Origin of the sequence: Leisingera sp. ANG-M6 (assembly GCF_000813905.1) — a bacterium.
Lineage (GTDB): Bacteria > Pseudomonadota > Alphaproteobacteria > Rhodobacterales > Rhodobacteraceae > Leisingera.
This window is the reverse complement of the sequence record NZ_JWLG01000007.1, coordinates 53,203-78,593: the sequence shown is the minus strand read 5'-3', so window position 1 is coordinate 78,593 and position 25,391 is coordinate 53,203. Positions and strand designations below refer to the sequence as shown.

Sequence of the window (25,391 nt, the reverse complement as noted above, 5' to 3'; positions counted from 1 at the left end):
TGTACCAGCGGCGGGTCCTTGCTGTGGAGGAAATCCGGGCCTTGGCGCACCTGCTGGTTTCTGGCAGCCTGTTTTCAAAGGATCCGGACGGAGCCGGGCAGCTAATCACCTATTGGAGCGGGCAGAGAGCATGAACATCACACGGCGTCATTTCGGATTTGGCCTGGCAGCCTTGGGGCTGGGCGCCTGCAGCAGCACGGTACCGGCAGGCAGCGGCCCCAGCGGCACATCCGGCCTGCCTGCAGACCTGCGGCCGGTGCCAAACGCGGGTTATGACGCTTGGGTCGCCGCCTTTCGAACACGGGCAGAAGCCCGCGGCATTTCCCAATCCACCCTGCGCGCCGCCTTCCGCGGGGCAGGGTATCTGCCCGGCGTGGTCAAGCGCGACCGCAACCAGACCGAATTCAAACGCTCGCTGGAGGATTACCTCTCCATCGCCGTTTCGGACGAGCGCCTTGCCAAGGGCCGCGCCGCCTTTGCCCGCCACCAGTCCACGCTGCGCACGCTGGAGCGCAGCTATGGCGTCGATGCGGAAATTATTTGTGCGATCTGGGGGCTGGAGAGCTTCTTTGGCGAGCGCCGCGGCAACGTTCCGGTGATTTCCGCCACCTCGACGCTGGCCTATGACGGGCGGCGCGGAGCGTTCTTTGAAAAACAGCTGCTGGCGGCGCTGAAGATCCTGCAGAACGGCGACATCACGCCAGCCCGCATGACCGGCAGCTGGGCCGGTGCCATGGGGCATACCCAGTTCATTCCGACCTCTTATCAGGCCTTTGCGGTGGATTTCACCGGCGACGGCCGCCGCGACATCTGGTCGGAGGACCCGACCGACGCGCTTGCCTCCACTGCCGCGTATCTGCAACGGAACGGCTGGACCCGCGGCCTGAAATGGGGCGGCGAGGCCGGTGCGCCGGGCACCCCTTCGGGCCGCAGCCTGCAGCCGCAACCGGGCGGGCCGGTGTTCACCGTCACCAGCAACTTCAATGCGATCAAGCGCTACAACAATTCGGATGCCTATGCGATTGGTGTGGGCCATCTGGCCGACCGCATTGCCGGCGGCGCCCCGCTGCGCGCCAGCTTCCCGCCGGACAAATACGGGCTGACCAAGGATGACCGCATCCTGCTGCAGAAACGCCTGACCGCGCGCGGTTTTGACACCGGCGGCGCCGATGGCGTGCTTGGGCCGAAAAGCCGCGCGGCGATAAGCGCTTACCAGTCCAGCCGCGGCCTGCCGGCAACCGGCGACCCGTCGCAGGCACTTCTGAACAGTCTGAACTAGCGGCTACTGTGCCGAACTCAGCGCAATCAGATGCTGGCGCAGGTTCTCGCGCCGGCTGAGACCCAGTTTCTGGCGGATGTTGTTGCGGTGGAAATCAATGGTGCTGGTTTCGCGCCCCAGGGTGGCGGCGATCTCCTTGGTGGTGCGGCCCATCATGATCAGCTGCATGATCTCGGTCTCCGCTGGCGTCAGCTGCTCCAGCGTCTGTGCCAGCTTGGACGAGAGCGCCGAGGTAATGTTCTTCAGATTGTCCTCGATCATCATCAGATAGGCGCTCTGCAGCTCGCGCCCCGCATCCAGATGCCTGAGCTTGGCCACATAGGGCAGCACCATTCCCTTGATTTGCTGCACGATCTGCTGCTCGCTCTCGTGGCGCGATGCCTCCACGTTGTCGATCAGCACCCGCAGTGCGGTGTTGGCTTCCTCCAGCGCCTTAGTGCGGCGCTTGATGGTGTCCTCCCGCGCCCGCACCGTCTCGCGCAGTTCTGCCTGTGCCTGCTTTCGCTGGGCCACCTCCAGCAGCAGTGCCAGATCACCCTCGACCACCCGGCAGAACTCCTGCAGCCCTTTGCGGAACATCAGCGCGCGTTTGTTGCGCCGGGTGTCGAGCACGCAGATGGTGCCGTAAATCTCCCCGTCCGGCCATTTGATCGGATAACCGATGTAAAAGGACATGGCGTGCTCCATGTCCTCGTTGTCCTGCCAGCGCGGTTCGCACTGGGCGTCCTCGACCACCAGTTCGCCGTCGTTTTCAAAGACGCCGAAGCAATAGAGCTTTTCGTTCAGATGGTATTTGCGGCCCGGATAATAGGGGTTGTTCTCTGAAGTGTTGGAAACCTTGACCCGGTGGTCCAGATCGACCGTTGCCATGATCAGCGCGGCAGGCACATCGGTCAGCTCCGCCACCAGATCCACCACCCGCTGCCATTTGGCCTGGGTCTGCGGGGGGATTGCGGGCTTGTCTGTGGTCATGGCGCAGCTCCTTGACGCGCAAGGCTAGGGCAGGGGCTGCGGATCACAAAGGAAATTCTAGATGGCGTTCAGAACCCGGCGCCGGTGCCCTGCAGCACGCCATGCTCCAGCGCATAGCGGGTAAGGCCGGCGGTGGAGGAAATCCCCAGCTTGCGCTTGATGTTCTTGCGGTGAGTCTCGACGGTTCTGACAGAAATATCAAGCGTTTGCGCGACTTCCTTGTTGGACTTGCCCTGTGCCAGTTCCAAGAGGATCGTCTGCTCGCGCCCGGTCAGCGCCTCGCGGATATCGCCGTCCTTGGGTTTCAGCGAGCCGGCCGCGCCGGTGCAGAGGTAGGTCTTGCCCTGCATCACCGCGTCGATCGCCTGCTTGATCTCCTCTGTCGGAACATCCTTCAGAACGTACCCCATGGCGCCGTGGCTGAGCGCGGTGGAAATATATTCGGCGCTGTCATGCATCGACAGGATCAGGATCCGGGTGCCGGGGTGCTGTTCCAGGATGATCTCGGTGGCGCTGAGGCCGCCCAGTTTGGGCATGTTGAGGTCCATCAGCACCACGTCTGGTGCCAGCCCGCCTATCCGGTCCACCGCATCCTGCCCGTCAGTCAGGGAGCCGACAACTTCGATATCGTTATAGCTTTCCAGGATCGACTGGATGCCTTCGGCCACCATCGGATGGTCATCCACGATCAGAACTTTCACCGGATCAGCCATCATCCCCCCAACGGCAGTTGTTGATGTTTCCCAAGGCCGCTGCTGCCGCCCCCAAGTTAAGGCATTTGTGCAGGTGCGCCTTCCTCGCCAGGCGGCAGCAGGTGGCTCAGGGGCAGGCTGGCCTCGATCACGGTACCGCTCTGGGTGCCCCGTGATGACAGAATGCGCAAGGTGCCGTCAAGCTGCTCGATCCGTTCCTGCATGTTGCGCAGGCCGATCCCAGGCCCGGTCCGGGCATCTCGCGGTGGCAGGCCGCGGCCGTTGTCGGAGATCCGCATGGTGGCGCCGCGGGTGTGGCCGCGCAGGTCGATGCTCACCTTGGTGGCCTCTGCATGGCGCTCGATATTGGTTAGCGCCTCCTGGGCGATGCGGTAGAGCGCAATCTTGGAATCCTGGTCCAGCCGGTTGCGGAACACCACGGTGGAAAACTCGGTCTCAATCCCCGTGCGGGCAGCGAAATCGTCTGTTAGCGCCTTCAGCGCGGGTCCCAGGCCAAGGTCGTCCAGCACCCCCGGGCGCAGGTCACGGCTGATCCGGCGCACCTCGGTAATCGCCGTCAGCAGGTTGTCGGTGCCCTTTTCCAGCGGTGCCTGGGCCGCCTCACTGTCGCCGCGTGACAAGCGCCGGCTTGTGTTGTCCAGCGCATAGCGCACCCCGACCAACAGCTGGCTGATGCCGTCGTGCAACTCCCGCGCAACCCGTCCGCGCTCTTCCTCCTGGGCGTCGAAAACCCGCTGGGTCAGCTCCTTCAGCTTGGCATCCGCCAGCCGCCGCTCGCGGATGTTCAGGAACATGCCTGAAGCAAAGACCAAAGCCAGCGAAATCAGCGTGATCGCACCGATATACAAGAACGTGCGCCGCACCCGCGCCTCCACCTCTGCCCGCGACGCGGCCACAGTGGCCAGCACATCGTCGATGAAGACGCCGGTGCCGATGGCCCATTGCCAGTCCTGCAGGCCCAGCACATAGGCGATCATCTGCGCCTCCTCACCGGTGGAGGGCTTTTCCCAGGTGAAACTGTGCCAGCCCGCCCCGTCACGTGCGAGGCGGATGAACTCATCCACCACCGGCACGCCGGCGCTGTCCCGCAGCCCGGCCCAATTGCGGTTGATGTATTCGGTCTGCCGCGGGCTCACCAGGTTGGTGCCGTCATAGTCGTAGACGAAGAAAAAACCGTCCTTGCCATAGATCATCGCGCTCAGGATCTGGGTGACCTGCTCCTTGGCCGCCGCATCATCCGGCGCCGCCAGGCCGTAGATATGGGCAAAGCCGTTGCGGGCCTGGGTCACGTAGTTGCGCAGTTCCGCCTTCTTGGCCTCCAGCAGCTGCATTTCCAGCGCCTGAATTTCGCGTTCGGCCAGGGCACGGGACTGATAACCCACCACCAGCGCAATCGCAGTGCCTGCCACGATCAGGGGCAGGGTCATCAGCAGCGACAGTTTCTGCGCATAGTCGGGGCGCAGCAAAGAACGGAACAGGCGCATGAGCACTCCGCTGGAATGGGTCAGAATCGTGTACCGAATCATTGCGCAGCCGCCCAGAGGAATCAAAGGGGCAGGTGTGGTTTGCACTTTATGGATGAGCGGCAAGTTTTCACATCGCGCATGAAATGCATGCGATTTGCTGCAATTACCGGCAAAAACGTTCCGTTCTACGCAGTACTAGGTATTCACATAAAATTCACCGCCGCTAGGCTGACCGCACTCGAACCGATCCGCCTTGGGGGGACCTGGGGCAATCCGAATTGATAATGGGAGGAATAATTAATGGATCGCCGTTCTTTCTTGAAAACATCCGCGCTGGGCGGGTCCGCAGCAGCAGCCAGCACCCTGGCGGCACCGGCCTATGCCCAGGGCAACCGCACCCTGACCATGGTTACCACCTGGGGCCGCGGTCTGGCAGGCGTGCATGACTCGGCGCAGTACGTTGCCGACACCATCACCGCCATGTCCGACGGCAGCCTGACCATCGACGTCAAGGCCGCAGGCGAGCTGGTTGGCGCGTTCGAAGTGTTCGACGCCGTGACCGCAGGGCAGGCCGACATGTATCACGCTGCTGACTATTATTTCGTCAGCCAGCACCCGGGCTATGCCTATTTCACCGCCGTGCCGTTTGGCATGACCCCGCAGGAACTGGTGAACTGGTACTACCATGGCGACGGCCATGCGCTGCATGACGAGCTGGGCCAGATCTTCGGCCTCAAGTCCTTCATCGGCGGCAACACCGGCCCGCAGGCCGGCGGCTGGTTCAACAAGGAAATCAAAGGCCCCGAAGACTTCAATGGCCTCAAGTTCCGGATGCCGGGCCTGGGCGGCAAGGCGCTGGGCAAGCTGGGCGCATCCGTGCAGAACATCCCGGGCTCCGAAGTGTATCAGGCGCTGTCCTCCGGCGCCATCGACGGCACTGAGTGGATCGGCCCCTGGGCGGACGAAAAGGCCGGCTTCCAGGAAATCACCAAGACCTACTACACCGCTGGCTTCCACGAGCCGGGCGCGGCGCTGTCGGTTGCTACCAACCGTGAAGTCTTCGAAGGCCTGTCGCCTGCCCATCAGAAGATCATCGAGATGGCATCGGCTGCCGGCCACCAGTGGAGCCTGGCGCAATTCATGAACAACAACGGTGCAGCGCTGCAGCGCCTGCAGTCCGGCGGCGTGAAGACCCTGGAATTCCCCGACAGCGTCTGGGATGCCTTCGGCTCCGCGACCAAGGAAACCCTGGACGAGTTCATGGGCGACGAGCTGTTTGCAAAAATCCGCAACAGCGTTGAAGCTTCGATGAAAGCCTCCTCCGGCTGGATTACCAAATCCGAAGGCGCCTACCGCGTTCAGCGCGACCGCGTCCTGGGCTGATCCGCCTGACCGGCATCAACCGGATCCTCCGCCTGCGGCGGGGGATCCTTTTCCAGTTGCGTGACGCGGGACTTTGGCCGGCCAAACGGCCGCGCGCCTGACCCGCCGCAGCAAAGACCCCCGGGGGAAACATGCAGGAAGAGAGTGGCCTCACCTTCTTCGGCGCCATAGCGGGCGGATTGCTCTGGCTGGTCCAGAATATCGCCGGCGCCTTTTACAATTTCGGCTATGCCATCACCCATCCGCAGCTCTGGCTCGACTGGTCCGACAAGGCCTCGATCATGCGCTTCGTCTACTATGGCGGTTCGGTCGAGTTTTTCTTTGTCGTCTTCACCGCCTTCCTTGTGCTGACCGCCATCGGAATTTACTTCCGCGGCTTCATGTGGGGCATGGTCCGCGGGCTGGAGGGGCTGGCCAACACCGTCGGCCGCTTCTTTGCCTGGGCGGGCCTCCTGATGGTGCTTCAACAGATCATCATCGTCTTCATGCAGCGGGTGTTTGCGCGGCCCGACATCAGCTTTGGCTTTGGCATTCCGTTCAGCCAGGACATCAGCTGGTTTGCCGAAGAGTTGAAGTTCTACAATGCCTTGGTGGTCTGCCTTTGTGTGACCTACACCTTCGTGCAGGGCGGTCATGTGCGGGTGGACCTGATCTATTCCGGCATCAGCTTCCGCGCCAAGAAGGTCGTCGACATGCTCGGCTCGCTTCTGTTCATGATGCCTGCCGCAGTGCTCACATGGATGTACGGCTGGTTCTTCCTGTGGCGGCACCTGATCGTGCCGAAGCCTTCGGCCTCGGACAGTCTGGACAGGCTGGTGATGAAGTCCCGCGCGCTGCGCTGGAACGTGGAGACCATCGGCTTCAGCCCTAACGGGTTCAACGCCTACTTCCTGTTCAAGAACCTGCTGATCGCCTTTGCAGGCCTGGTGTTCCTGCACGCCATCGCCTTCTTCTACCGCTCCTTCCTGGAGTTCGTCGAAGGGCAGGGCAGCGAAAACAAATACCTCGACAAGGACAGCCTTGGAGAGGGTGAAGAAGCCTACGAAGGCACGCACTAAAGGGACGTCGGAAACATGCTATTTGGACTTGATGGCGTCGAGATCGGCCTGCTCATCGTATTCTTCTGCCTCTTCGGGGGCATTCTCTCCGGCTTCCCGGTGGCTTTTGCCATCGGCGGTGCCGGGATCATCTCCTTCGGGATGATCGCTGCGCTGGACAGCGCCGGCATCCTGATCCACCAGGCCATCGACACCTCGTCGCAGGCCTACCGGGATCTGGTGGGATCGGGCATCAGGCCCGATAAGATATCCGTTTTCCGCTACCCGGATTTGCCCAGGCTGGCCGAACCGGTTTTCACCCAGGGCTGGGAAGTGGCGCTGGACCGCAACGTCTCCTTCATCGTCAACCGGATGAATGAGCGGGTTTTGGCGGGAGCGTCGATTGAAACCCTGCTGGCGGTGCTGATGTTCGTTCTGATGGGTATCACGCTGGAACGCTCCAAGATCGCCAACGACCTGCTGACCACCATGGCGCGCGTCTTCGGGCCGCTGCCCGGCGGCCTGGCGGTGTCGATTGTTGTCGTGGGTGCGTTCCTGGCGGCTTCCACCGGCATCGTTGGCGCTACTGTGGTGACCATGGGCCTATTGGCCCTGCCCACCATGCTGCGCAACAATTACTCGCCAGAACTGGCAACCGGTGTGATTGCTGCTTCAGGCACCCTGGGCCAGATCATTCCGCCGTCCATCGTGATCGTTCTTCTTGGTACCCTGGCAGGCGACCTCTACTCCACTGCGCAGGAGACCCGCGCGATGGAGGCTGGCTGTTCCGACGCGCTCACATACCTGGGCGAGCCGGCGGTGGTCTCGGTCGGCACATTGTTCCAGGCGGCGCTGCTGCCGGGCATCCTGCTGGCGATCCTCTATGCCACCTACGCCTTCGGCTATGCGCTGCTGAACCCGCATAAGGCGCCTGCGGTGAACATTGAGGGCGGCACCGGTGAGGTGATCACCCGCAATGAAGGGCTGATCTGGTTCCTGGGCGTGCCTGCGGCTTTGATCGGCGGCGCGATCCTGCTGAACAGCTTCAACGTGATCGGCAGCCAGAACATTGTCGTGTCCACCTTCTCAGATGCTGGTGAAACAGCTTCGCTGCGCACCAATGTCGGCGCGGAATGCAAGGCCTCGATGATTGAGCTGCACGGGCAGGAAGCATGGGATGCAGCTGTCGAAGAGCAGAAGGCCATCAACGAGGCTGGCGGCGTGGCCCTGGCCAAGCGGCTGAGCGAAGAGGAAATCACCGCCGCCCGCGACGCCAAGATCGCGTCCGCCGCGCCGATCGGCACCGGCATCACCGTGATCATGGTTCTGCTGGGTCTGGTGCTGGCCTTTGGCCGGGGTGTGGCGCCGTCGCGCGATGCCAAGCCGCTGATCCTGGGTTCCATCGGCATCCTGCTGATTGCACTGGTGGACCTGGTGGCGATAGCGCCGACTACCTCTGCCGGGGTGACGGTGCTGTGGATCGCGCTGCCGCTGTTGCTGGCGCTCTACGGTTGCCGCGAAGCTGCGGCCCGCTGCGCCAAAAACGATCTGATCCGGGTGGTGTTCCCGCCGCTGGTTCTGATCGTTGCGGTGCTTGGCTCGATCCTGGGCGGCATCACCAACCCGACGCCCGCTGCGGCGCTGGGGGCAGGCGGCGCCATCATGCTGGCGGCCTACCGCAAGCTGCAGGATGAAGGCAAATCGGGCAAGATCATCATCTGGTCGACCTTTGCCGTCATGCTGTGCATCCTGATCGGCATGAACTTCGACCTGCGGGTGAACCAGGGCGGCGTCTCAGTCGAGAGCTGGATCGCCTTCTTTGCAGCCTATGCGATGTATCTCTACGCGCTGTTCGGCCTGCTTTACGGCTGCTGGGTTCTGTTCCGCTCCGGCGTGCTGACCCCTGTGGTGCGGGAAACCGCCAAGGTGACCTCCATGGTCTTCACCATCCTGATCGGCTCTCAGCTCTTGAACCTGGTGGTGATCTCCTTTGGCGGTGAACACTACATCCAGCAGTTCCTGAAGAGCTTCGACAACGAGATGACGGTCTTCCTGATCGTGATGCTGGTCTTGTTCTTCCTGGGCTTCGTGCTGGACTTCCTGGAGATCATCTACATCGTGATCCCGATCGTCGGTCCGGTGATCTACGGCGGCTCGTTCGACCCCAAGTGGGTGACCATTATGGTGGCGGTGAACCTGCAGACGTCGTTTCTGACACCACCCTTCGGTTTTGCGCTGTTCTACCTGCGCGGGGTGGCGCCGAAAGAGGTTACAACGGCCCATATCTACCGCGGGATCGTGCCGTTTGTGCTGATCCAGGTGGTGGGCATCGGAATCCTGTGGATGTTCCCGTCGATCGTGACCATCGTACCGGCGCTGATCCCGAACTGATCCGGGCATCAAAAACAAGAAACGGAAAAGGGGCCCCGAGCGGGCCCCTTTTGCATGTTCGGAACGGGCAGGGGCGCTGCCCCTCTGCGCGCGCGGCGCGCATTCACCCCGGAGTATTTGCGGAAAGATGAAAAAGGAGGCGGCGCGGCCCTCAGGTGAACTGCAGCAGGTCCCAGCGGTTGCCGAAAGGATCGCGCCACACGGCGACGGTGCCATAGGGCTCATGCCGCGGCTCTTCCTCGAAGATCACCCCCTTGGCCAGCATCGCGGCATGGTCGCGGGCAAAATCATCGGTCGCCAGGAACAGTCCGACGCGGCCGCCGAACTGGTTGCCGATCACGGCCTCCTGCTCAGCCCCTTCAGCGCGGGCCAAAATCAGGCTTCCCTGTTCGGCCCCAGGCGGCAGGATGCGGACCCAGCGCTTGCGGCCCTGGTCAATATCCTCTGCCAGCTGCCAGCCCAGCTGGGTGCAGTAAAAGGCGATGGCGGCGTCGTAATCCGCCACCACCAGCGAAACGGCATGGAGGAATTGCATCAGCGTTTCTTGTGAATCGGCTGTTCAGGCAGCTGGATATTTGCAACCTGCTCGGCAATCGGATCGGTCGACAGCGGGTGGCTGGCCGTCTCGAACTGCGTCGGGTCACTCATCTTTTTCCATTCGCTCTGGTGATAGATCTCCAGACCGGAGAACTTGGCCTTGTAGCCCATCTTCTGGCTGCCGGGCACCCAGTAGCCCAAGTACACATAGGGCAGCCCCGCCTCCTGCGCGATCTTGATGTGATCCAGTATCATGAAGGTGCCGAGCGAGTCCTGAGGCCGGTCCGGGGCGTAGAAGGAATAGACCATGCTCAGCCCGTCCTCCAGCACATCGGTCAGCGACACCGCGGTCAGTTCGCTGCTGCCCGGCGCCGCATACTCCACCACCCGGCTGCGCACCGGGGTTTCCTCGATCATTGCGGCGTACTCAAAGACGTCCATATCAGCCATGCCGCCATCGGCGTGGCGGCTGTCAAGATAGCTGCGGAACAGGGCAAACTGATCCTCGGTCGCCCAGGGTGAGGTGGCGCGCCGTTCCAGATGCGCGTTGCGCTTCAGGGTGCGCTTCTGGCTGCGGCTGGGGCGGAAGGCTGCAACGTCGATCCGGGCCGACAGGCAGGCGGAGCATTCCGAACAGGACGGCCGGTACAGCACATTCTGCGAGCGGCGGAACCCTTGCTGGCTGAGGCTGTTGTTCAGTTGATCCACTCCGTCGCCCTGCAGCGCGGTGAACAGCTTGCGCTCCATCCGGCCCTCCAGATAGGGGCAGGGCTGCGGCGCAGTCACATAGAACTGCGGGGCAATCGGAAGAGTATGGCGCATCGGAACCCGTCAGCAGTTTCGCGGAACAGGCGGAACAGATCGCCTGCGGTCCCAAGGATGATAGCAACGCGGTTCCGGTGCGCCAAGCGGTCTTGTGAAAATGGTTTAACGCTGTCTTGCCGGTTTCATTCAAACCCGACGGTTCAGCATCACGGTGCCGAGGAAATGGTCGGTCAGGCCTTGGCCGCGCGTGGAGGTCAGCATCAGGATCACCGAGATCACCTGCAGCACCGGCAGCGCCAGCGACAGAGTGTAGCCCGCGGTGTGCAGCGCAGCCATGCCGCTGTCCATGCGGCGGCCTTCGCCGTCGCGCAGCTCTATACCCGCAAAACGCATGCCCCAGGTGGCGGACCCGTTGGCGATGGTCACGGTGCGGTAGGCAAAACCAACGGCCAGATACAGAAGCGGCCAGATGAAGAGCCCGGTGAAGGCGGTCAGCACCACGGCACCGGCGCTGAGTGCAAAGATCAGGATGCTGTCGACGATCCAGGCGATCAGACGCTTGGCGGGCACAGACGCATAGAATTCTGCCTGGTAGTCGGGATCGGGCAGGGCGGTCATACATGGGTCCTTTGCTGAATGGTCACGAGGAAGCCCCGCCCGGACGGGTGGGCGGGGCAGCCGGAGGGGGCTGGGATCAATGGCGCTTGGGCTCGCCCCGGTCTTCATCCTCGTCCTCCAGGTCCTCGCTTGAGGCGGTGCGGGCGCGTTCGTCCATGAATTCGTCGAACTCCGCCTTGTCCTTGGCCTCGCGCAGGCGCTGCAGGAAGGCCTCAAAATCATGCTGTTCCTGTTCCAGGCGGCGCAGCGTGTCGGCCTTGTAGGCGTCAAAGGCGCTGTTGCCGGAGGGTTTCATCGCCGAGTAACCGTGACGTGCCCAGGACTTTCGGTGGCGGCAGGAGGATTTGCTGAACATGCGTTTGCTCCAGATCATGTAGAAGAGAAGGGCCAGGCCAACGGGCCAGAAAAACACGAAACCCAGGACCATGGCGGCGATCCAGGCGCCTTTGCCCTTGCTGTCCAGCCAGGCTTCGCTGCGGGAAAACCAGCCCTGTACCGGGGCGGCAGGGGCGGTCGGGGTGAAACTCGTCATCGGGGTCCTCCAGGTTTCGGTGAATGTAAATCCCTTTCACATGATTGCATATCGGAAGCCACCAGCGGGCTTTCAAGCCCTCATGTAAATCTTTTTCACATTTTTCGGAGGCAGAAGGCAGAGGCCTGCAATTGCTACAGTGAAGAGGGGCGCGACCCGGCCGCGCGCGCAAACATTGTTGGGGAAGATGCGCGGTTACACTCCGGTTGCGATACCAGGTCAAGGGAAACTGCGCCTAAGAAACTGCTGCTGGCGGAACCTGTCCAAAAACCGTCAGACCAATCCGGGCATCCCCAGGGAACAAAACACTCTTTACTTCGAAACGGCTCCGCAACGGGAGCATAACCGTAACGTTAATATTACTTTAAAATTCGATTTTAACCTATTCGGGTATTCCTGACCCAAGGTAAACCTATGCGGCAGCGCGGCAATTCACCCATTGACGGCATCCTGCCTGCGGAACAGTGTCGTTTCCATGACGACTGAGCTGACGATTTCCCGCATCCCCCGCCCTTACGATCCGGAGCTTGGCGCCGAGGCGCGCGCGCTGGTACCCGCGCTTTCAGGCGATTTGGCAGACCTGGTGGCCGGGGCCTGCGGGTCCAGCCCGTACCTGAAGGAGCTGACGGACCGGGAGGCAGGCTGGCTGCCTCAGGCGCTGCACGATCCGGAAGCCGCAGTACAGCAGGTTTTTGCGGATTGCCGCGCGCTGGAAGCTGCGCAGCTGAAACCGGGGCTGCGCCAGGCCAAGCGGCGGCTGGCGCTGCTGACTGCGCTTTGCGACCTCTCGGGCGGCTGGAGCCTCGAGCAGGTAACCGGGGCGCTCACCGATTTCGGGGCGCTGTGTGCAGACGTTGCGATCAAGGCGGAGATTGCCAATCTGATCCGCCGCAAGAAGCTGCCCGGCCTCACGCAGGACGACGTGGAAACCGCCGGCGGCATGAGTATCCTGGCCATGGGCAAGATGGGCGCGCATGAGCTGAACTACAGCTCCGACATCGACCTCATCTGCCTGTTCGACGAAACCCGCTTCGACCCGGATGATTTCTACGAGGCGCGCCAGGGCATGGTGCGCGCGACTAAGAACATGTGCGCCGCGCTCAGCGACCGCACGGGTGATGGCTATGTGTTCCGCACCGACCTGCGGCTGCGCCCGGACCCGGCGGTGACCCCCGTGTGCCTGGCGATGGAGGCGGCGGAACGCTATTACGAAAGCCTGGGCCGAACCTGGGAGCGCGCCGCCTATATCAAGGCGCGCCCCTGCGCAGGCGACATCGCCGCGGGGGAACGCTTCCTGAACACTCTGCGCCCCTTCGTCTGGCGGCGGCATCTGGATTTTGCCGCGATCCAGGACGCCCATGACATCCGCCTGCGCATCCGCGAGAACAAGGGCACCGGCGGCGCCCTGAACGTTCCGGGCCACGACATGAAGCTGGGCCGCGGCGGCATCCGCGAGATCGAGTTCTTTACCCAGACACGCCAGCTGATCGCTGGCGGGCGTGACGAAGACCTGCGCCTGCGCGGCACCGTCGAAGGTCTGGCGGCGCTGGCCGGCAAGGGCTGGGTGCCGCCGGAAGTGGCTGAGACCCTGACGGCCCACTACCGTGCCCACCGCGAGGTGGAGCACCGCATTCAGATGGTGCACGACGCCCAGACCCACCGGATGCCCAAGTCCGAAGACGGGATCGCCCGCATCGCCTGCCTGATGGACCTGGACCCGGCACAATTGCAGGCGGAGATCAGGACCCGCCTGGAGGAGGTGCATGAGCTGACCGAGGGGTTCTTCTCTCCCGGCGCGGCGCCGCGGCCTGTGGCCCTGCCAGAGGACACTGCCGAACTGGACGGCGCCGTCATCGCCCGCTGGCCCACCTATCCGGCGCTGCGCTCCTCGCGCGGCGCGCGTATTTTCGAAAGCCTGAAGCCGGAACTTCTGGCCCGGGTGGCCAAGACCGCCAAACCGGCGGAAACCCTGCTGGCACTGGACGGCTTCCTGGCCGGACTGCCCGCGGGGGTGCAACTGTTCTCGCTGTTTGGCGCCAATCCGCAGCTGATCGATCTGCTGATCGATATCGCCGGTACCTCAAGCGATCTGGCCGCTTTCCTGTCCCGCAACTCCGGCGTTTTTGACGCGGTGATCGGCGGCTCCTTCTTTGATCCCTGGCCGGGAGCGACGACGCTGCGGGCGGAGCTGAGGACGCGGCTGCAGCAGGAAGACGACTATGAGGCGCGGCTCGACGCCACCCGGCGCTGGTGCAAGGAGTGGCATTTCCGCATTGGCGTGCATCATCTGCGCGGGCTGATCGATGGCCAGCAGGCAGGCGCCCAGTATGCCGAGCTGGCAGAGGTGGTGATTGCAGGCATCGCACCGGAAGTGCTGGCGCATTTCTCCAAAAAACACGGTCCCCAGCCGGGCCGTGGCGCCGCCGTGCTGGCGATGGGCTCGATGGGGGCAGGGCAGATCAACTCGCAGTCCGACCTCGACCTGATCGTGATCTACGATCCCCAGGGCGTGGAGATGTCCGACGGCAAGCGCCCGCTGGCCACGCGACCCTATTTCGCGCGCCTCACGCAGGCCTTTGTCACCGCGCTGTCGGCACCGATGGCGCAGGGCCGCCTTTACGAGGTCGACATGCGCCTGCGTCCGTCGGGCACCCAGGGCCCCGTCGCGGTCAGCTTTGCGGGCTTTACCCAGTATCAGCAGAACGAAGCCTGGGTGTGGGAGCATCTGGCCCTGACCCGCGCCCGGACCATCGCCGGCGACCGCACCCTGACCACCGAAATAGAGGACTTCCGCACAAGCTTCCTGTCGGAACCGCGCGACAGCGGCAAGGTCCTGCGCGAAGTGGCGCAGATGCGCGAACGCCTCGCTGCGGCCAAGACTCCCGCTGGCGTCTGGGACGCCAAGAACGGGCCGGGGCGGATGATGGATATCGAATTGCTGTCACAGGCCGGCACGCTCACCTCCGCCTCCGCTGCCCGCGATGTGGCCTCCGGTCTTCGCGGTGCTGTCGCTGCCGGATGGCTGAATGACGCGGATGCAGAATACCTTGCTGATGGTTACCGTCTATTCTGGGCCGTGCAATGCGCAGCGCGGCTGCTCTCCGGCAAGGCTATTGATGCCGAAACCATGGGGGAGGGCGGGGCGCAGTTCCTCTGCCGCACCACCGGATTTGACCATCTGGAGGCGCTGGAACAGGAACTGCAAGACCGCTACAGCCGCTGCGCTGCGCTGATTGGCGAAACCTTGGAAAGGGAAGCGGCGGATGAAGAAGGGCAGCACTGAACAGGACCCGCGCGGTCTGATCTACGAGGCCTACCGGATCGAGGGCATCAGCGATTCCCAATGCCGCAGCATCTTCTTTGACTGGGCGCTGGGCATGGACGCTGCCCGCGACAGCCGCACGGATATTCAGGCGCTGCTGGATCTCTATGGCAATGCGCATCCGGAGCATCCAATGACCGCGGTGCTGCGTGACGGGCTGCAAGGTGCGGAAAAACCGCGCCGCCGCGGAGGCTGGCGCTCGCGCGAGCGCTAGGGCAGACGGCTACCAGAGGCTCAGTGTCTCAACAGACAGAATCGTGGGCAGGTGCCGGGCGATTTCCGACCAGCTTTCGCCCTCGTCAAAACTGGCAAAGACTGAGCCCGAGTTGGTTCCGAAATAGACGCCCGCCGCTGCATCGGTCGCCATCGCCTGGCGCAGCACGGTAAAGAAACACGCGCCCTGCGGCAGCCCGTCACGTTTGGCCTTCCAGGTCTCGCCGCCATCGGTGGACTTCCAAACCGCCGCCGAGGCATCCGGCGGAAACCGCCCGGCGGCATCACCGTTCAGCGGCAGCACCCAGATGGTATCCGGATCCTGCGGATGCACCACAATGGGAAAACCGAAGGTGGAGGGCAGACCGGCGGTAATGTCACTCCAGGTGCGGCCGCCATCGGTGCTGCGGTAGGTTCCATGATGGTTCTGCTGATAGAGCAGATCGCCCGGGCCGCGCTGCATATTGTGCACGCAATGGCCGGTCTCGCCGTTGCGCGGTGCTGCCGGGTGATGATGTTCCGTGCAGAGCGTGTCGTTGGACAGGCGGTTGCGCCGCTCCCAGCTGTTGCCGCCATCCTCTGTGGCAAAGACCCCGGCGGCTGAGATGCCAAGCCACAGCTTGGCCGCATGGCCCGGATCGCTCAGCAACGTGTGCAGAACCAGCCCCGCCGCACCGGGGCTCCAGCTCTCGCGCGACGGATGGCCGTCGAGCGCCGCATTCCTTTCCCACGTTTTGCCGCCATCCCTGCTGGATAGAAGCGTGGCCGGATTGGTGCCTGCGTATAAAACCCCATGCGCGTGGTGCAGCGACCACACGGCCTTGAGATCCTCAAAAGGCACCTCCACTGGCTCCCAATTGAAAAACGCCGCTGTTTCCGGGTCCGAGGCCGCCCACTCATCAATCTGGCCATTGGACAGTTTGCTCAGCTCCCAGGCCTCGCCATCTGCAGAGCGCCAGACCCCTGCGCCGGGCCAGTCGCCGCCGCCGCCCGCCCACACCATGCCGCTGTCCGGATCACCGATCACATGATTGATGCACCAGCCGTCGCAGTGCGGGCCGGAGACGCTCCAGCCCTTGCCGTCCGGTGTCAGAACAAAGGCGCCTTTTGTCGTGCCGATTAGAAGTCTTGCAGATAGAGTCATGGTAGCCTCCGGCCCTCAAGCATACCACAGCTTCGGGCCGCACCGAACCGGCAGCAGCGGCTGGGCGCACATCGGGTTTCTGCCTTGCTGATGCCGACAGTAAACGGAGCGTCAACATTCGTTAATTTTTCGCTAAATTGGACGTAAATTGTCCCAATTCTGCCCGGATTGACCGGCACCTTGCCATTGACCCCGCCCCCCGGACCCTCACCCGGCGGCGGCTTTAAACGGCAAGGAGCTGACCCATGAAGATCATTCGCAGTCTTGCACTTGGTGCCCTCGGGCTGGCGGTTTCGGCCTGTGCGCAGGTGGATCTGCCATCCCGGAACCTCCCGTTTGAGCCTATGCCCGACGCCGCTATCAGCGTGCCTGACGGGTATGAGACACTGCCGCAGGCGGACCCGGTTCCGGCTCTGCGCGTCAGCCGTGTTACCGTGTCGGTGCCGCGCAGTCTCAAGGTCTCGGAATCCAACAGCTATCTGCCCAAGGGCGACATCGTATGGCGCGAGGATCCTCATGGCGACCGCTACACACAGGTGCAGGCGATCGTGCAGGCCGCAATGGAACGCGGCACCGCCACCCTGAACGGCCCGATCGAGGCGCACCTCAGTGTCGAGGTGCAACGCTTCCACGCGCTGACGCAGAAGGCGCGCTATACCACTGGCGGCATTCACGCCATCACCTTCAAGATGCGGCTGACGGACCCGGCCACCGGCGCCCTGCTGCGGCCTGAAAAGGTGATCGAGGCTGACCTCAAGGCCTTTGGCGGCGCCCGCGCACTGGAAGCCATGGCGCGCGGCCAAACCCAGAAGGTCCGCATCACCGGCCATTTGTCCAACGTGATCCGCCAGGAGCTGATCAAACCCGGCAGCTACAAGAATCCCCGCCTGGGCCTGCTGCAGGCCCTGCAGTAACGCCGGCGCGACGAGCGAAAGTTCTGAGGAGAGGGGCCACGCGGCCCCTTTTCCTGTTCGGGGCTAAGGGATAAGAGAGCCCTATGACAGCCTCCTCCGATGCGCTCCAGCGCCCCCGCGTTAAAATGAAGCCCAAGTCCAACGCCCGCGCCATCCGGCACGGGTTTCCCTGGGTTTATGCCAATGAACTGGTGACCGACCGCCGCACCCGCAAGCTGGCTCCCGGCACCCTGGCGGTGCTGGAGGATGAGGCGCAGCGCCCGCTGGGGCTGGTCTCGGTCAATCCTGAAAGCAAGATCATCGCCCGGATGCTCGACCGCGACCCGGAGGCGGAAATTGACCAGGCGTGGTTCGCCGCTCGCCTCACCCGTGCGCTGGAGATGCGCCAACGGCTCTATGATGCGCCCTTCTACCGGCTGGTGCATGCCGAATCCGATGGCCTGCCCGGCGTGGTGATCGACCGCTTCGGCGCGGCTTGCGTGGTGCAGCCCAACGCCGCCTGGGCAGAAGCGCATCTGGATATGCTCACCGCTGCCCTCGCAGAAGTGACCGGCGCCGAAGTGATCCTGAAAAACGCCTCCGGCCGCACCCGCGGGCTGGAAGGTCTGGATGACGTGAACCAGACCCTGCTGGGCGAGGCTCCCGCAGCGCCGGTGCCTGTGCAGATGAATGGCGCCACCTATATGGCGGATCTCACCGGCGGCCAGAAAACCGGGCTGTTCTTCGATCAGCGTGAAAACCACGCCTTTGCCGCCCGCCTCACTGCGCCCGGCGCCAAGGTGCTGGATGTGTTTTCCCACGTCGGCGGCTTTGGCCTGGCGATGCTGGCAGGCGGGGCAGGGCAGGCCACTTGCGTCGACGGCTCCGCCGCCGCGCTGGAACTGGCCGCGCAGGGGGCCGAGGCCGGCGGTTTCAAGGACAAGTTCACTGCCCGCCAGGGCGATGCTTTCGACGTGCTGACGGCGCTGGGGCAGGAGGGCGAAACCTTCGACGTCGTCATCTGCGACCCGCCCGCTTTTGCACCCTCGAAACAGGCGCTTGAGGCCGGTCTGCGCGCCTATGAGCGCGTCGCCAAACTGGCAGCACCCTTGGTGAAACCCGGCGGCTACCTGGGCCTCTGTTCCTGCTCGCACGCCGCCGACCTCACCCGCTTCCGCAACGCCTCGGCCCGCGGCATCGGCAAGGGCGGCCGCCGGGCGGCGCTCATCCATACCGGATATGCAGGCCCCGACCACCCGCAATTGCCGCAGCTGGCCGAAAGCGGCTATCTGAAGGCCGTGTTCTTGCGGCTGGACTGACGCGGGTGAAGCTGCTCCTCGACACTTGCGTCCTGTATCCCACGGTGATGCGGGAGATGCTGCTGGGGGCGGCGCGCCTCGGCCATTTCACCCCGCTCTGGTCTGCCCGCATCCTGGGGGAGTGGGAGCGCGCGGCGCTTAAACTCGGCCCCGCAGGCGCGGCCCAGGCCAAAGCAGAGATTGCCCTGATCCGCGCGGGCAGGCCCAAGGCGGAGGTCGCTCCGGCACCAGGGGTTGAGGCGCGCCTCTGGCTGCCCGACAGCGCCGACACCCATGTGCTGGCCGCTGCCATAGCAGGCCACGCCGACGCCATCGTCACGGTCAATAACAAGGACTTCCCGCGCCACACATTGGCAGAGGAAGGCCTGGACCGCCTCGGCCCGGACGAGCTGCTCTATGGCTTCTGGCTGCAGGACAGCTCAGGCATGGAGGCGCTGGGGGCAGAGGTTCTGGCCGAGGCCAACCGGCTGTCCGGCGGCAGCTGGGAGATCCGCCCGCTGCTGAAAAAAGCCCGCCTGCCGCGGCTGGCCAAGGCGCTGGCGCGGTAACAGAACCACAGCCTGCAAATTTGCACGGCATTCTTCCAGCTTTCCGCTTGGCCGCTGCTGCGGTTCCCGTTTATCAAACGGAAAAGCCTGTTATTTAAAACATTTTTCAGGGACCAGAAATGCCAGCCAAACCTTGCCGCACCGCACTGCCCCCCCGTTCTCCGTCCCGTGCCCTCTCCGGACTGGCCATGGCGGCGGTGCTTGGGCTGTCCGCCTGCGCCAAGACGCCGGTGCCTTCTGTCCCTGCTCAGCCGGGCAAGTCGATCTCCGAAGCGCATGAGGCCGTCCGCCAGTGCGCTCCCGTTGCCCCCAAGGGCGGTAAGAATGCGGTTACCGGCAGTTATGTGGCCGGCGTGCTGTTGGGCGGGCTGATTATCGGCCCGGTGATCGTCGCCTCGAACGAGGATCACATCCGCGCCAACGGCGCCCGGCGCGCGGTGGACAAATGCCTGGAGGCACAAGGCTACACCCGCCGGGAAATGACGCCGGAGGAAGCGGCCTTCCTGAACGCGCTCTATGGATATCAGCGGCAGATTTTCCTGGATCACCTGGTTGCTGGCGGCACCCTCGAAGGGTTCAAGCAGGAATACGACGTTCAGTAACGCCGTTTCATCTTTCCTGAAAAACTCCGGGGAGTTTGAGGGGCCGGCCCCTCAAATCCGCTGCGGCCTCAGCCCTTGGCCCATTTGTCTTCCAACCGCTCCAGCGCCGCGATGCGCTCTTCGGTTTTGGGGTGGCTCATCAGCCAGGCAGGCGCCATGCCGGCGCGTTGCTGGGTCAGTTCCTCAAGCTTCGCAAACAGGCTTTTCTGGGGTGCCAGGCCAATGCCCGCCTTGGTCAGCAGCGCCGCGGCGTATTCATCGGCTTCATACTCATCCCCGCGCGACAGCCGTGCCGCCAGCAGTCCGGTCAGCACCCCGGCAATCCACGGCCCGATAAAGGGGATATAGCGGCCCAGGATCATCATCAGCGCAGTGCGCAGCGCATTCTGGCCGGAGAAGTCGATCATCCGCTTCTTCGCGTGCCCCAGCGCCACATGGCCCAGTTCATGGGCAATGACGGATGCCATCTCCTCGGCGCTGACATCACTGTTCTGGTACTTGCGGTAAAACCCGCGGGTGATGAAGATCCGACCGTCCGGCGCTGCCAGCCCGTTCACCGGGTCGACCTCGTAGATATGCACCGGGATGCGGGCCACGTTCAGAGCCGCCGCCAGCCGGTCGGTCAGCTGCTTCAGCTTGGGGTCAGCCAGCTCGGTTGAGCGCTGGTCCAGCTCCCGGTGGGTGCGCCAGATCGAAATCCGGTACATCACAAGGCCATAGGCAACGGCCAGCAGTATGGGCAAGAGGCGCAGCATGCCTCAGATATGGGCCGGAACGGGCGGCAGCGCAAGGCGTGCCGCCCGCCCGAAGCTTCAGGACGCCAGCCAGTAGTACAGCGGCAGCCCAACCGTGATGTTGAACGGGAAGGTCACCCCCAGCGACAGCGTCAGGTAAATGCCCGATTCCGCCTTGGGCAGGGCGATCTTCATCGCCGCAGGCACCGCGATGTATGAGGCCGAGGCCGCCAGCACCATCAAGAGGAACAGGCTGCCGCTTCCCAGTCCGACCACCCAGCCCGCGCCATAGGCCAGCAGCGCGCCAATGACCGGCATCGCCGCACCAAAGACAAACAGCCCCGGCGACAGCATCTCCCGGTTCTTGATCAGGCTGCGGCCCGCCGACAGGCCCATGTCCAGCAGGAACAGGCACAGGATGCCGGTAAAAGGGGTGACGATGAAGGGGGCAATCAGCTCCATCCCCTTGCCGCCGGTGATCGCACCGATCGCAAAGGCACCCAAAAGCAGCACAACCGAGCCATTGGCCAGCAGCTCGCGCCAGAACCCTTCCGGCCGCTCGCCGTTGCTGCCGGTGCTATGTGCCAGCCACAGCGCCGACAGGATCGCAGGCACCTCCATCGCCGCGGCCACCGCCACCATGTAGCCGTCATAGACCACCCCGGTCAGCTCCAAGAGGCTGGTTGCGGTGACAAAGGTCACGATGGAGATCGAGCCGTAATGCCCGGCCACCGCCGCCGCGTTCAGCGGGTCGAGCCGGGTCAAGACCTTAAGCAGCGCAAAGGCAAGGAACGGCAGAAGGAACGACAGCGCCACCCCCGCCAGGATGGTGGCAAACAGATCCGGGCTCAGCCCGTGCTCGGCCAGGCTGGCGCCGCCCTTGAAGCCGATCGCCAGCAGCAGGTAAAGCGACATGAACTTGGCTGCGCCTTCGGGGATCGACAGGTCGCTGCGGGCAAAGGCTGCAATCAGGCCAAGGGCAAAGAACAGGATCGTGGGCACCAGCAAACTGCTGGCAAGGGTTTCGAGGGTGCTAGGCATCTGTCTCTCCATTCCATCTTTTCCGCCCTCATGAATTGCACTGCAGCATAGTTCCAATATATTGTTTCTAAGTTTCACATAGGATCAGGCTATATTATGCGCCCAACCCTGCGTCAGCTCGAGTACATTGTCGCCGTGGCCCGGCTCGGCCAGTTCGGCCTGGCCGCGGAGGCGCTGAACGTCAGCCAGCCCAGCCTCTCGGCGCAGATTTCCGCGGTGGAGGAGGATCTTGGCACCCGCCTGTTCAAACGCGGCCGCGCCGGCGCCCAGCCCACGGCGATGGGGGCAGAGGTGATCCGGCGGGCGCAGAGGATCCTGGGGGAGGTCGACGACCTGCGTGCGGCCGTCACCGGCGGCGTGCCGTTCGGCGGGCGGCTGCGGCTGGGGGTCTTGCCTTCTATCGGCCCCTATCTGCTGCCCAGGGCGGTCAGCGCCATCCACCGCACCCAGCCCAGCCTGCGCGTCATCGTGCGCGAGGAAAACACCCGCGACCTGGAGCAGGGGCTGAAGGCCGGGCGGTTCGACATGATCATCTCCACGCCGGAGGATCACCCCAACACCCACCAGGTTCGCCTGTTCAGCGAACGGCTGTGGATCGCCGCAGCGCTGGACGATCCGCTGGCGGCAGCGAGCGGGCCCGTCGATGGCAAGTCCCTGCGGGGTCGCAATTTTCTGACCCTGGACAGCGGCCACCGGCTGTCGCGTATCGTTTATGCGCTGGCCTCCGGCTTCGGCGGGGTGGTGGCTGACGACTATGAGGGCACCAGCCTCGATTCAATCCGCCTGATGGCGGCCTCCGGCGCCGGCGTCGCGGTGCTGCCGGAGCTTTACACCCTGCGCCAGCCGAAAGGCCACAGCGAGGTGATCTTCCGCCCGCTTGCTGCCGAGGGCGCCAGCCGCGACATCGCGCTGTTGCAGCGGGCAGGGGAGGAAAGCCAGACCGGCACCGGGTTCGTCAGCGCCGCGCTTCTGGATGTGGCGCGCAGTTTCGGCCTCAGTACTGGCGCAGCGGAGCCTGACGCCAGCCCTGACATCCAGTGATAGCAGCCATGCAAAAACCGCACTCGCTGCACCGCCCCGCATCCAGTATGGGGTGCCTTCCCAAAGACACCAGATAACAACGGCTTCCGGCACATGGCACCGCTCTCACAGCTCCGCAATATCGCTGACACCGGCGAGACCCTGCACCGCAGCGGCTGTGCGCCCTACAAGATCGAGAAGTACCTGCAGTTCTATGCCCGCAAACAGGGCATCAACGTGATTGTGCAGGCCACCCCCACCTCGATCTCCTGCCAGTTCCCGGACGAGGACAACCAGTTCATCATCCGACGGCTGGAGCCCGCCCAGATCAACCTCAGCCTGCTGGCGCGCACCATCATCCGCATCAACGCGGTTGAGGACCCGGGAATCGAGGAGCCGGGCCGCTATCCCGGCTGGCTGATCATGCTAGCCAATATCGCCATCCCGCCCGCCTTCCTGACCCTGATCGGCAGCGCGCTGACCACCATTGCGCTCTCGGCGGTGCTGGGTTTCCTGGTCTGGCTCTGCCAGCTGTTCTGCCGCGGCGACCGGGTGATCCTGGTCGAATTCCTGTCGGCGCTGGTCGCCGGTCTCACCGTATCGCTGGTCAGCAGCATGGGGGTGGAGGTGCCGGTCTGGGGCACTTGCATCGCCGCCATTGTGCTGTTCGTGCCGGGGCTGTCGATTGCCAACTCCTTGGAATGCCTTGCCTTCAACGACGTGATTTCCGGCTCCAGCCTGTTTGCTCAGTCGATCTTTGTACTGATGAAGCTGTTTATCGGCATCTATATCGGCGTCAGCATCGGCACTGCGCTCTGGGGGGCAGCGCCGCAGGTGGCGAACGTGAACGAAGTCCTGTGGTGGATGCCCTATCTGGCGCTGCCGGCGCTGTCGTTCTCGATCGGGGTGATCTTCAACGCCCGGCTGGCCGACATCCTGCGGGCGCTGCCGGTCACCGTGTTGGGCATGTGGGGGCCGCTCTACCTGGGCTTCGGCGGCGGCTGGATCGTCGGCACCTGGGTCACCGCCATGTGCATCACCCTTTACGGCACCTGGCTCGCCAAGATGCTGAACCTGACCGGCGCCATCTATATCGTGCAGGGCATCCTTATCCTGGTTCCCGGCAGCCGGGTGCTGATGAGCGCCACCCAGTCGCTGTTCAACGAAACCCTGATGGCGGATGCCAGCATCGGCCTGTCGGCGCTTCTGATGTTCTCCGCCATCGTGGCGGGGCAGGTGACGGCACTGGCGCTTTATTCACAGAAGAACCGCAACCTCGCCAGCTAGGCGCTGCGCTCAGCCGCCGGCAGTTCCCATTCACCGCCAGTCAGGGGCGCGTCAGAGGCTGAGGGCCAGCCGCTGGCGGTCACCGCATCCTGCAGCGCAGCGTAACAGTCGGGATCGATGCCGGGGCCTGCCAAGTCATCCATGATGGCATAGGTCTTCTCCAGCGGCAGTGCCGCGCGGTAGGGGCGGTCGGCGGTCAGCGCATCAAAGATATCGGCCACCGCCATCACCCGCATTTCCTGGGTCAGGCGGCTGGCGTCCAGGCCATAGGGGTAACCCTTGCCGTCCAGCCGCTCGTGATGCGCCGCGCTCACATCCGCCAATTCGCGGAAGGCATGTATCCGGCTCAGTACCTCATGTCCCAGCACCGGGTGCCGCTTCATCAGGGCAAATTCCTCGTCCGTCATCTTGCCGGGCTTGTCCAGAATGGTGTTGGAGATCCCCAGCTTGCCGATGTCATGCAACAGCGCCCCGCGCACCATCCAGCGGCGCCGTTCCGGCGTGTATCCCAGCTGGTCACAGATCATGCCGGTATAGCGCGCCACCCGCTGCGAATGGCCGTGGGTAAAGGGGCTCTTGGCGTCGATCACCAGCGAGAACGCGCGGGCGATCTCATCCAGGTACTCCTCGTCAACGGCATGGATGTGCTGCGCCTGCGGGGTGGCAAAGACTTCGGCCTCCAGCCCGGGGTCCTGCAGGTCAGGCAGGAACCGCGGCCGCCGGAGCACCGCGGTGAAGACCGGCACCAGATCCGGGTCGAACCAGCTGCCTGCGCGCCGCTCCAGCTCCTCCGCGGCGGCCTCCGCCCCCAGATCGGTGGCAAAGACATCGGCCACCTGCGCCATCAGCGCAATGCGCGCGAACAGCGGGATCGCCTCGCCCTTCAGGCCCAGCGGCTGACCGCCGCCGTCCCAATGCTCATCCAGGCAGGCGATGCCCTCCGCCACATCCTCCGAGAACCGCATCTGCCGGGCAATCGCCGCACCGCGGTTGCAGCGGGTCTCAATCAGCTCGCCTGCAATTTCAGTATTCTTTGCCAGCACTTGCTTCAGCGTCTTCAGCCGGGTCCAGGGCGCCGCATTGGCCGCAGTATTGCGCCAAAGGAACGCCAGCCCCTGGCGTACACCGCTGACGGTCTTGAAGCTGCGTTTGAAGGAAAGATCATCGGCCATATACAGCTGGCAGATGCGGGCGGCGTTGGAACTGCAGCCCAGATCCTTCATCAAGAGGGTGAAATAGAGATCAGAGCGCGCTTGCGGCGCCAGCCCCAGCTCTGCCGCCACCTGCATGCCGATCCAGCAGCAGCGCACGCAATGGCCCTTGGGCTGGCCTTCTGTCAGGTCCAGCGCATGGCTGAGCGCGCCCAGCAGTTCACCAAGCCGCAGGATGTCCTGCGGCGCGGCGGTACCGGCCTGACCGGGACTGTAGGGAGAAGTGTAATGTGTCATGGGCCTTCTGCAGGGCAAGTGCGGAAGGCCCATGACAACACGGGCAGGGTTAACCTGCCCTGACCCGGCGCAGGATAGGGGTGGGGATTCTGCGCCGGATTTTCGTAAAATTTCCAGGGCCGCCGGA

23 protein-coding genes are annotated in these 25,391 nt (G+C 63.8%); 12 read left to right on the top strand and 11 right to left on the bottom strand.

The features are described 5' to 3' along the window. Positions 1-130: 130 nt before the first annotated feature. Positions 131-1,279, top strand: a complete 1,149-nt coding sequence (locus tag RA24_RS04745; protein ID WP_039190225.1) for a lytic murein transglycosylase — start codon at positions 131-133, stop codon at positions 1,277-1,279. A gap of 3 nt (positions 1,280-1,282) precedes the next feature. Here the strand turns inward: RA24_RS04745 and RA24_RS04740 are convergent, their stop codons facing one another. The 3 genes from RA24_RS04740 to RA24_RS04730 all read right to left on the bottom strand — a co-directional run bounded on the left by RA24_RS04740 (position 1,283) and on the right by RA24_RS04730 (position 4,448). Continuing rightward, positions 1,283-2,251: a LuxR C-terminal-related transcriptional regulator gene (locus RA24_RS04740; RefSeq protein ID WP_039190222.1), complete on the bottom strand. Its 969-nt coding sequence runs from the start codon at positions 2,249-2,251 to the stop codon at positions 1,283-1,285. 68 nt (positions 2,252-2,319) lie between these two features. Next, a complete protein-coding gene (locus tag RA24_RS04735; protein ID WP_039146433.1) occupies positions 2,320-2,964 on the bottom strand; it encodes a response regulator transcription factor in 645 nt (214 codons plus the stop codon). A gap of 56 nt (positions 2,965-3,020) precedes the next feature. Next, on the bottom strand, positions 3,021-4,448 hold the full coding sequence (locus tag RA24_RS04730) for a cache domain-containing protein (RefSeq protein WP_039190219.1): 1,428 nt from the start codon (positions 4,446-4,448) through the stop codon (positions 3,021-3,023). A gap of 282 nt (positions 4,449-4,730) precedes the next feature. On the opposite strand from RA24_RS04730, the gene RA24_RS04725 reads away from it, so the two are divergent. From RA24_RS04725 to RA24_RS04715, 3 genes are all read left to right on the top strand, one after another. Beyond that, a complete protein-coding gene (locus tag RA24_RS04725; protein WP_019296770.1) occupies positions 4,731-5,813 on the top strand; it encodes a TRAP transporter substrate-binding protein in 1,083 nt (360 codons plus the stop codon). Between the two features lie 131 nt (positions 5,814-5,944). Beyond that, a complete protein-coding gene (locus RA24_RS04720; protein WP_039190217.1) occupies positions 5,945-6,871 on the top strand; it encodes a TRAP transporter small permease subunit in 927 nt (308 codons plus the stop codon). A 15-nt stretch (positions 6,872-6,886) separates the two neighbouring features. Continuing rightward, positions 6,887-9,241, top strand: a complete 2,355-nt coding sequence (locus RA24_RS04715; RefSeq protein WP_039190213.1) for a TRAP transporter large permease — start codon at positions 6,887-6,889, stop codon at positions 9,239-9,241. A gap of 151 nt (positions 9,242-9,392) precedes the next feature. Here RA24_RS04715 and RA24_RS04710 read toward each other — a convergent pair whose 3' ends face one another. The 4 genes from RA24_RS04710 to RA24_RS04695 form a co-directional block, all read right to left on the bottom strand. Then, on the bottom strand, positions 9,393-9,776 hold the full coding sequence (locus tag RA24_RS04710) for a VOC family protein (protein WP_019296767.1): 384 nt from the start codon (positions 9,774-9,776) through the stop codon (positions 9,393-9,395). Further along, positions 9,776-10,600, bottom strand: coding sequence for an arginyltransferase (locus RA24_RS04705; protein WP_019296766.1), 825 nt, complete (start codon positions 10,598-10,600; stop codon positions 9,776-9,778). Before RA24_RS04705 ends, RA24_RS04710 begins: the two co-directional genes overlap by 1 nt. 129 nt (positions 10,601-10,729) lie before the next feature. After that, positions 10,730-11,161 carry an RDD family protein gene (locus RA24_RS04700; protein ID WP_019296765.1) on the bottom strand — a complete coding sequence of 144 codons (432 nt, stop codon included), beginning with the start codon at positions 11,159-11,161 and terminating at the stop codon, positions 10,730-10,732. A gap of 76 nt (positions 11,162-11,237) precedes the next feature. After that, positions 11,238-11,693, bottom strand: a complete 456-nt coding sequence (locus RA24_RS04695; RefSeq protein ID WP_039190210.1) for a DUF2852 domain-containing protein — start codon at positions 11,691-11,693, stop codon at positions 11,238-11,240. A 475-nt stretch (positions 11,694-12,168) separates the two neighbouring features. Between RA24_RS04695 and RA24_RS04690 the strand changes: the two genes are divergently transcribed. Together RA24_RS04690 and RA24_RS04685 are read left to right on the top strand one after the other, a co-directional pair. Further along, positions 12,169-14,976 carry a [protein-PII] uridylyltransferase family protein gene (locus RA24_RS04690; RefSeq protein WP_039190207.1) on the top strand — a complete coding sequence of 936 codons (2,808 nt, stop codon included), beginning with the start codon at positions 12,169-12,171 and terminating at the stop codon, positions 14,974-14,976. Then, a complete protein-coding gene (locus RA24_RS04685; RefSeq protein ID WP_039170641.1) occupies positions 14,957-15,229 on the top strand; it encodes a hypothetical protein in 273 nt (90 codons plus the stop codon). Before RA24_RS04690 ends, RA24_RS04685 begins: the two co-directional genes overlap by 20 nt. A gap of 9 nt (positions 15,230-15,238) precedes the next feature. Here RA24_RS04685 and RA24_RS04680 read toward each other — a convergent pair whose 3' ends face one another. Then, positions 15,239-16,372 (bottom strand): glycoside hydrolase, encoded by a 1,134-nt coding sequence (locus RA24_RS04680; RefSeq protein WP_039190204.1) that lies wholly within the window; start codon positions 16,370-16,372, stop codon positions 15,239-15,241. 245 nt (positions 16,373-16,617) lie between these two features. Here RA24_RS04680 and RA24_RS04675 point away from each other — a divergent pair, with 245 nt between their 5' ends. The 4 genes from RA24_RS04675 (at position 16,618) to RA24_RS04660 (ending at position 19,734) form a co-directional block, all read left to right on the top strand. Continuing rightward, positions 16,618-17,286, top strand: a complete 669-nt coding sequence (locus RA24_RS04675; protein WP_039190200.1) for a DUF6778 family protein — start codon at positions 16,618-16,620, stop codon at positions 17,284-17,286. Between the two features lie 83 nt (positions 17,287-17,369). Then, positions 17,370-18,584 carry an RSP_2647 family RNA methyltransferase gene (locus tag RA24_RS04670; RefSeq protein ID WP_039190198.1) on the top strand — a complete coding sequence of 405 codons (1,215 nt, stop codon included), beginning with the start codon at positions 17,370-17,372 and terminating at the stop codon, positions 18,582-18,584. Between the two features lie 5 nt (positions 18,585-18,589). Next, positions 18,590-19,132, top strand: coding sequence for an RSP_2648 family PIN domain-containing protein (locus RA24_RS04665; RefSeq protein WP_039190195.1), 543 nt, complete (start codon positions 18,590-18,592; stop codon positions 19,130-19,132). Between the two features lie 188 nt (positions 19,133-19,320). Next, complete coding sequence (locus tag RA24_RS04660; protein WP_019296757.1) at positions 19,321-19,734, top strand: hypothetical protein; 414 nt, start codon at positions 19,321-19,323, stop codon at positions 19,732-19,734. A gap of 68 nt (positions 19,735-19,802) precedes the next feature. Here RA24_RS04660 and RA24_RS04655 read toward each other — a convergent pair whose 3' ends face one another. Together RA24_RS04655 and RA24_RS04650 are read right to left on the bottom strand one after the other, a co-directional pair. Beyond that, complete coding sequence (locus RA24_RS04655; RefSeq protein WP_039190192.1) at positions 19,803-20,489, bottom strand: M48 family metallopeptidase; 687 nt, start codon at positions 20,487-20,489, stop codon at positions 19,803-19,805. A 57-nt stretch (positions 20,490-20,546) separates the two neighbouring features. Beyond that, positions 20,547-21,509, bottom strand: a complete 963-nt coding sequence (locus tag RA24_RS04650; RefSeq protein ID WP_039190189.1) for a sodium-dependent bicarbonate transport family permease — start codon at positions 21,507-21,509, stop codon at positions 20,547-20,549. Between the two features lie 96 nt (positions 21,510-21,605). On the opposite strand from RA24_RS04650, the gene RA24_RS04645 reads away from it, so the two are divergent. Both RA24_RS04645 and RA24_RS04640 read left to right on the top strand, forming a co-directional pair. Continuing rightward, complete coding sequence (locus RA24_RS04645; protein WP_052269534.1) at positions 21,606-22,550, top strand: LysR substrate-binding domain-containing protein; 945 nt, start codon at positions 21,606-21,608, stop codon at positions 22,548-22,550. Between the two features lie 93 nt (positions 22,551-22,643). Continuing rightward, positions 22,644-23,816 carry a threonine/serine ThrE exporter family protein gene (locus RA24_RS04640; protein ID WP_039190188.1) on the top strand — a complete coding sequence of 391 codons (1,173 nt, stop codon included), beginning with the start codon at positions 22,644-22,646 and terminating at the stop codon, positions 23,814-23,816. Here RA24_RS04640 and RA24_RS04635 read toward each other — a convergent pair. Next, complete coding sequence (locus RA24_RS04635; RefSeq protein ID WP_039170648.1) at positions 23,813-25,264, bottom strand: HD-GYP domain-containing protein; 1,452 nt, start codon at positions 25,262-25,264, stop codon at positions 23,813-23,815. The genes RA24_RS04640 and RA24_RS04635 overlap by 4 nt on opposite strands. Positions 25,265-25,391 lie beyond the last annotated feature (127 nt).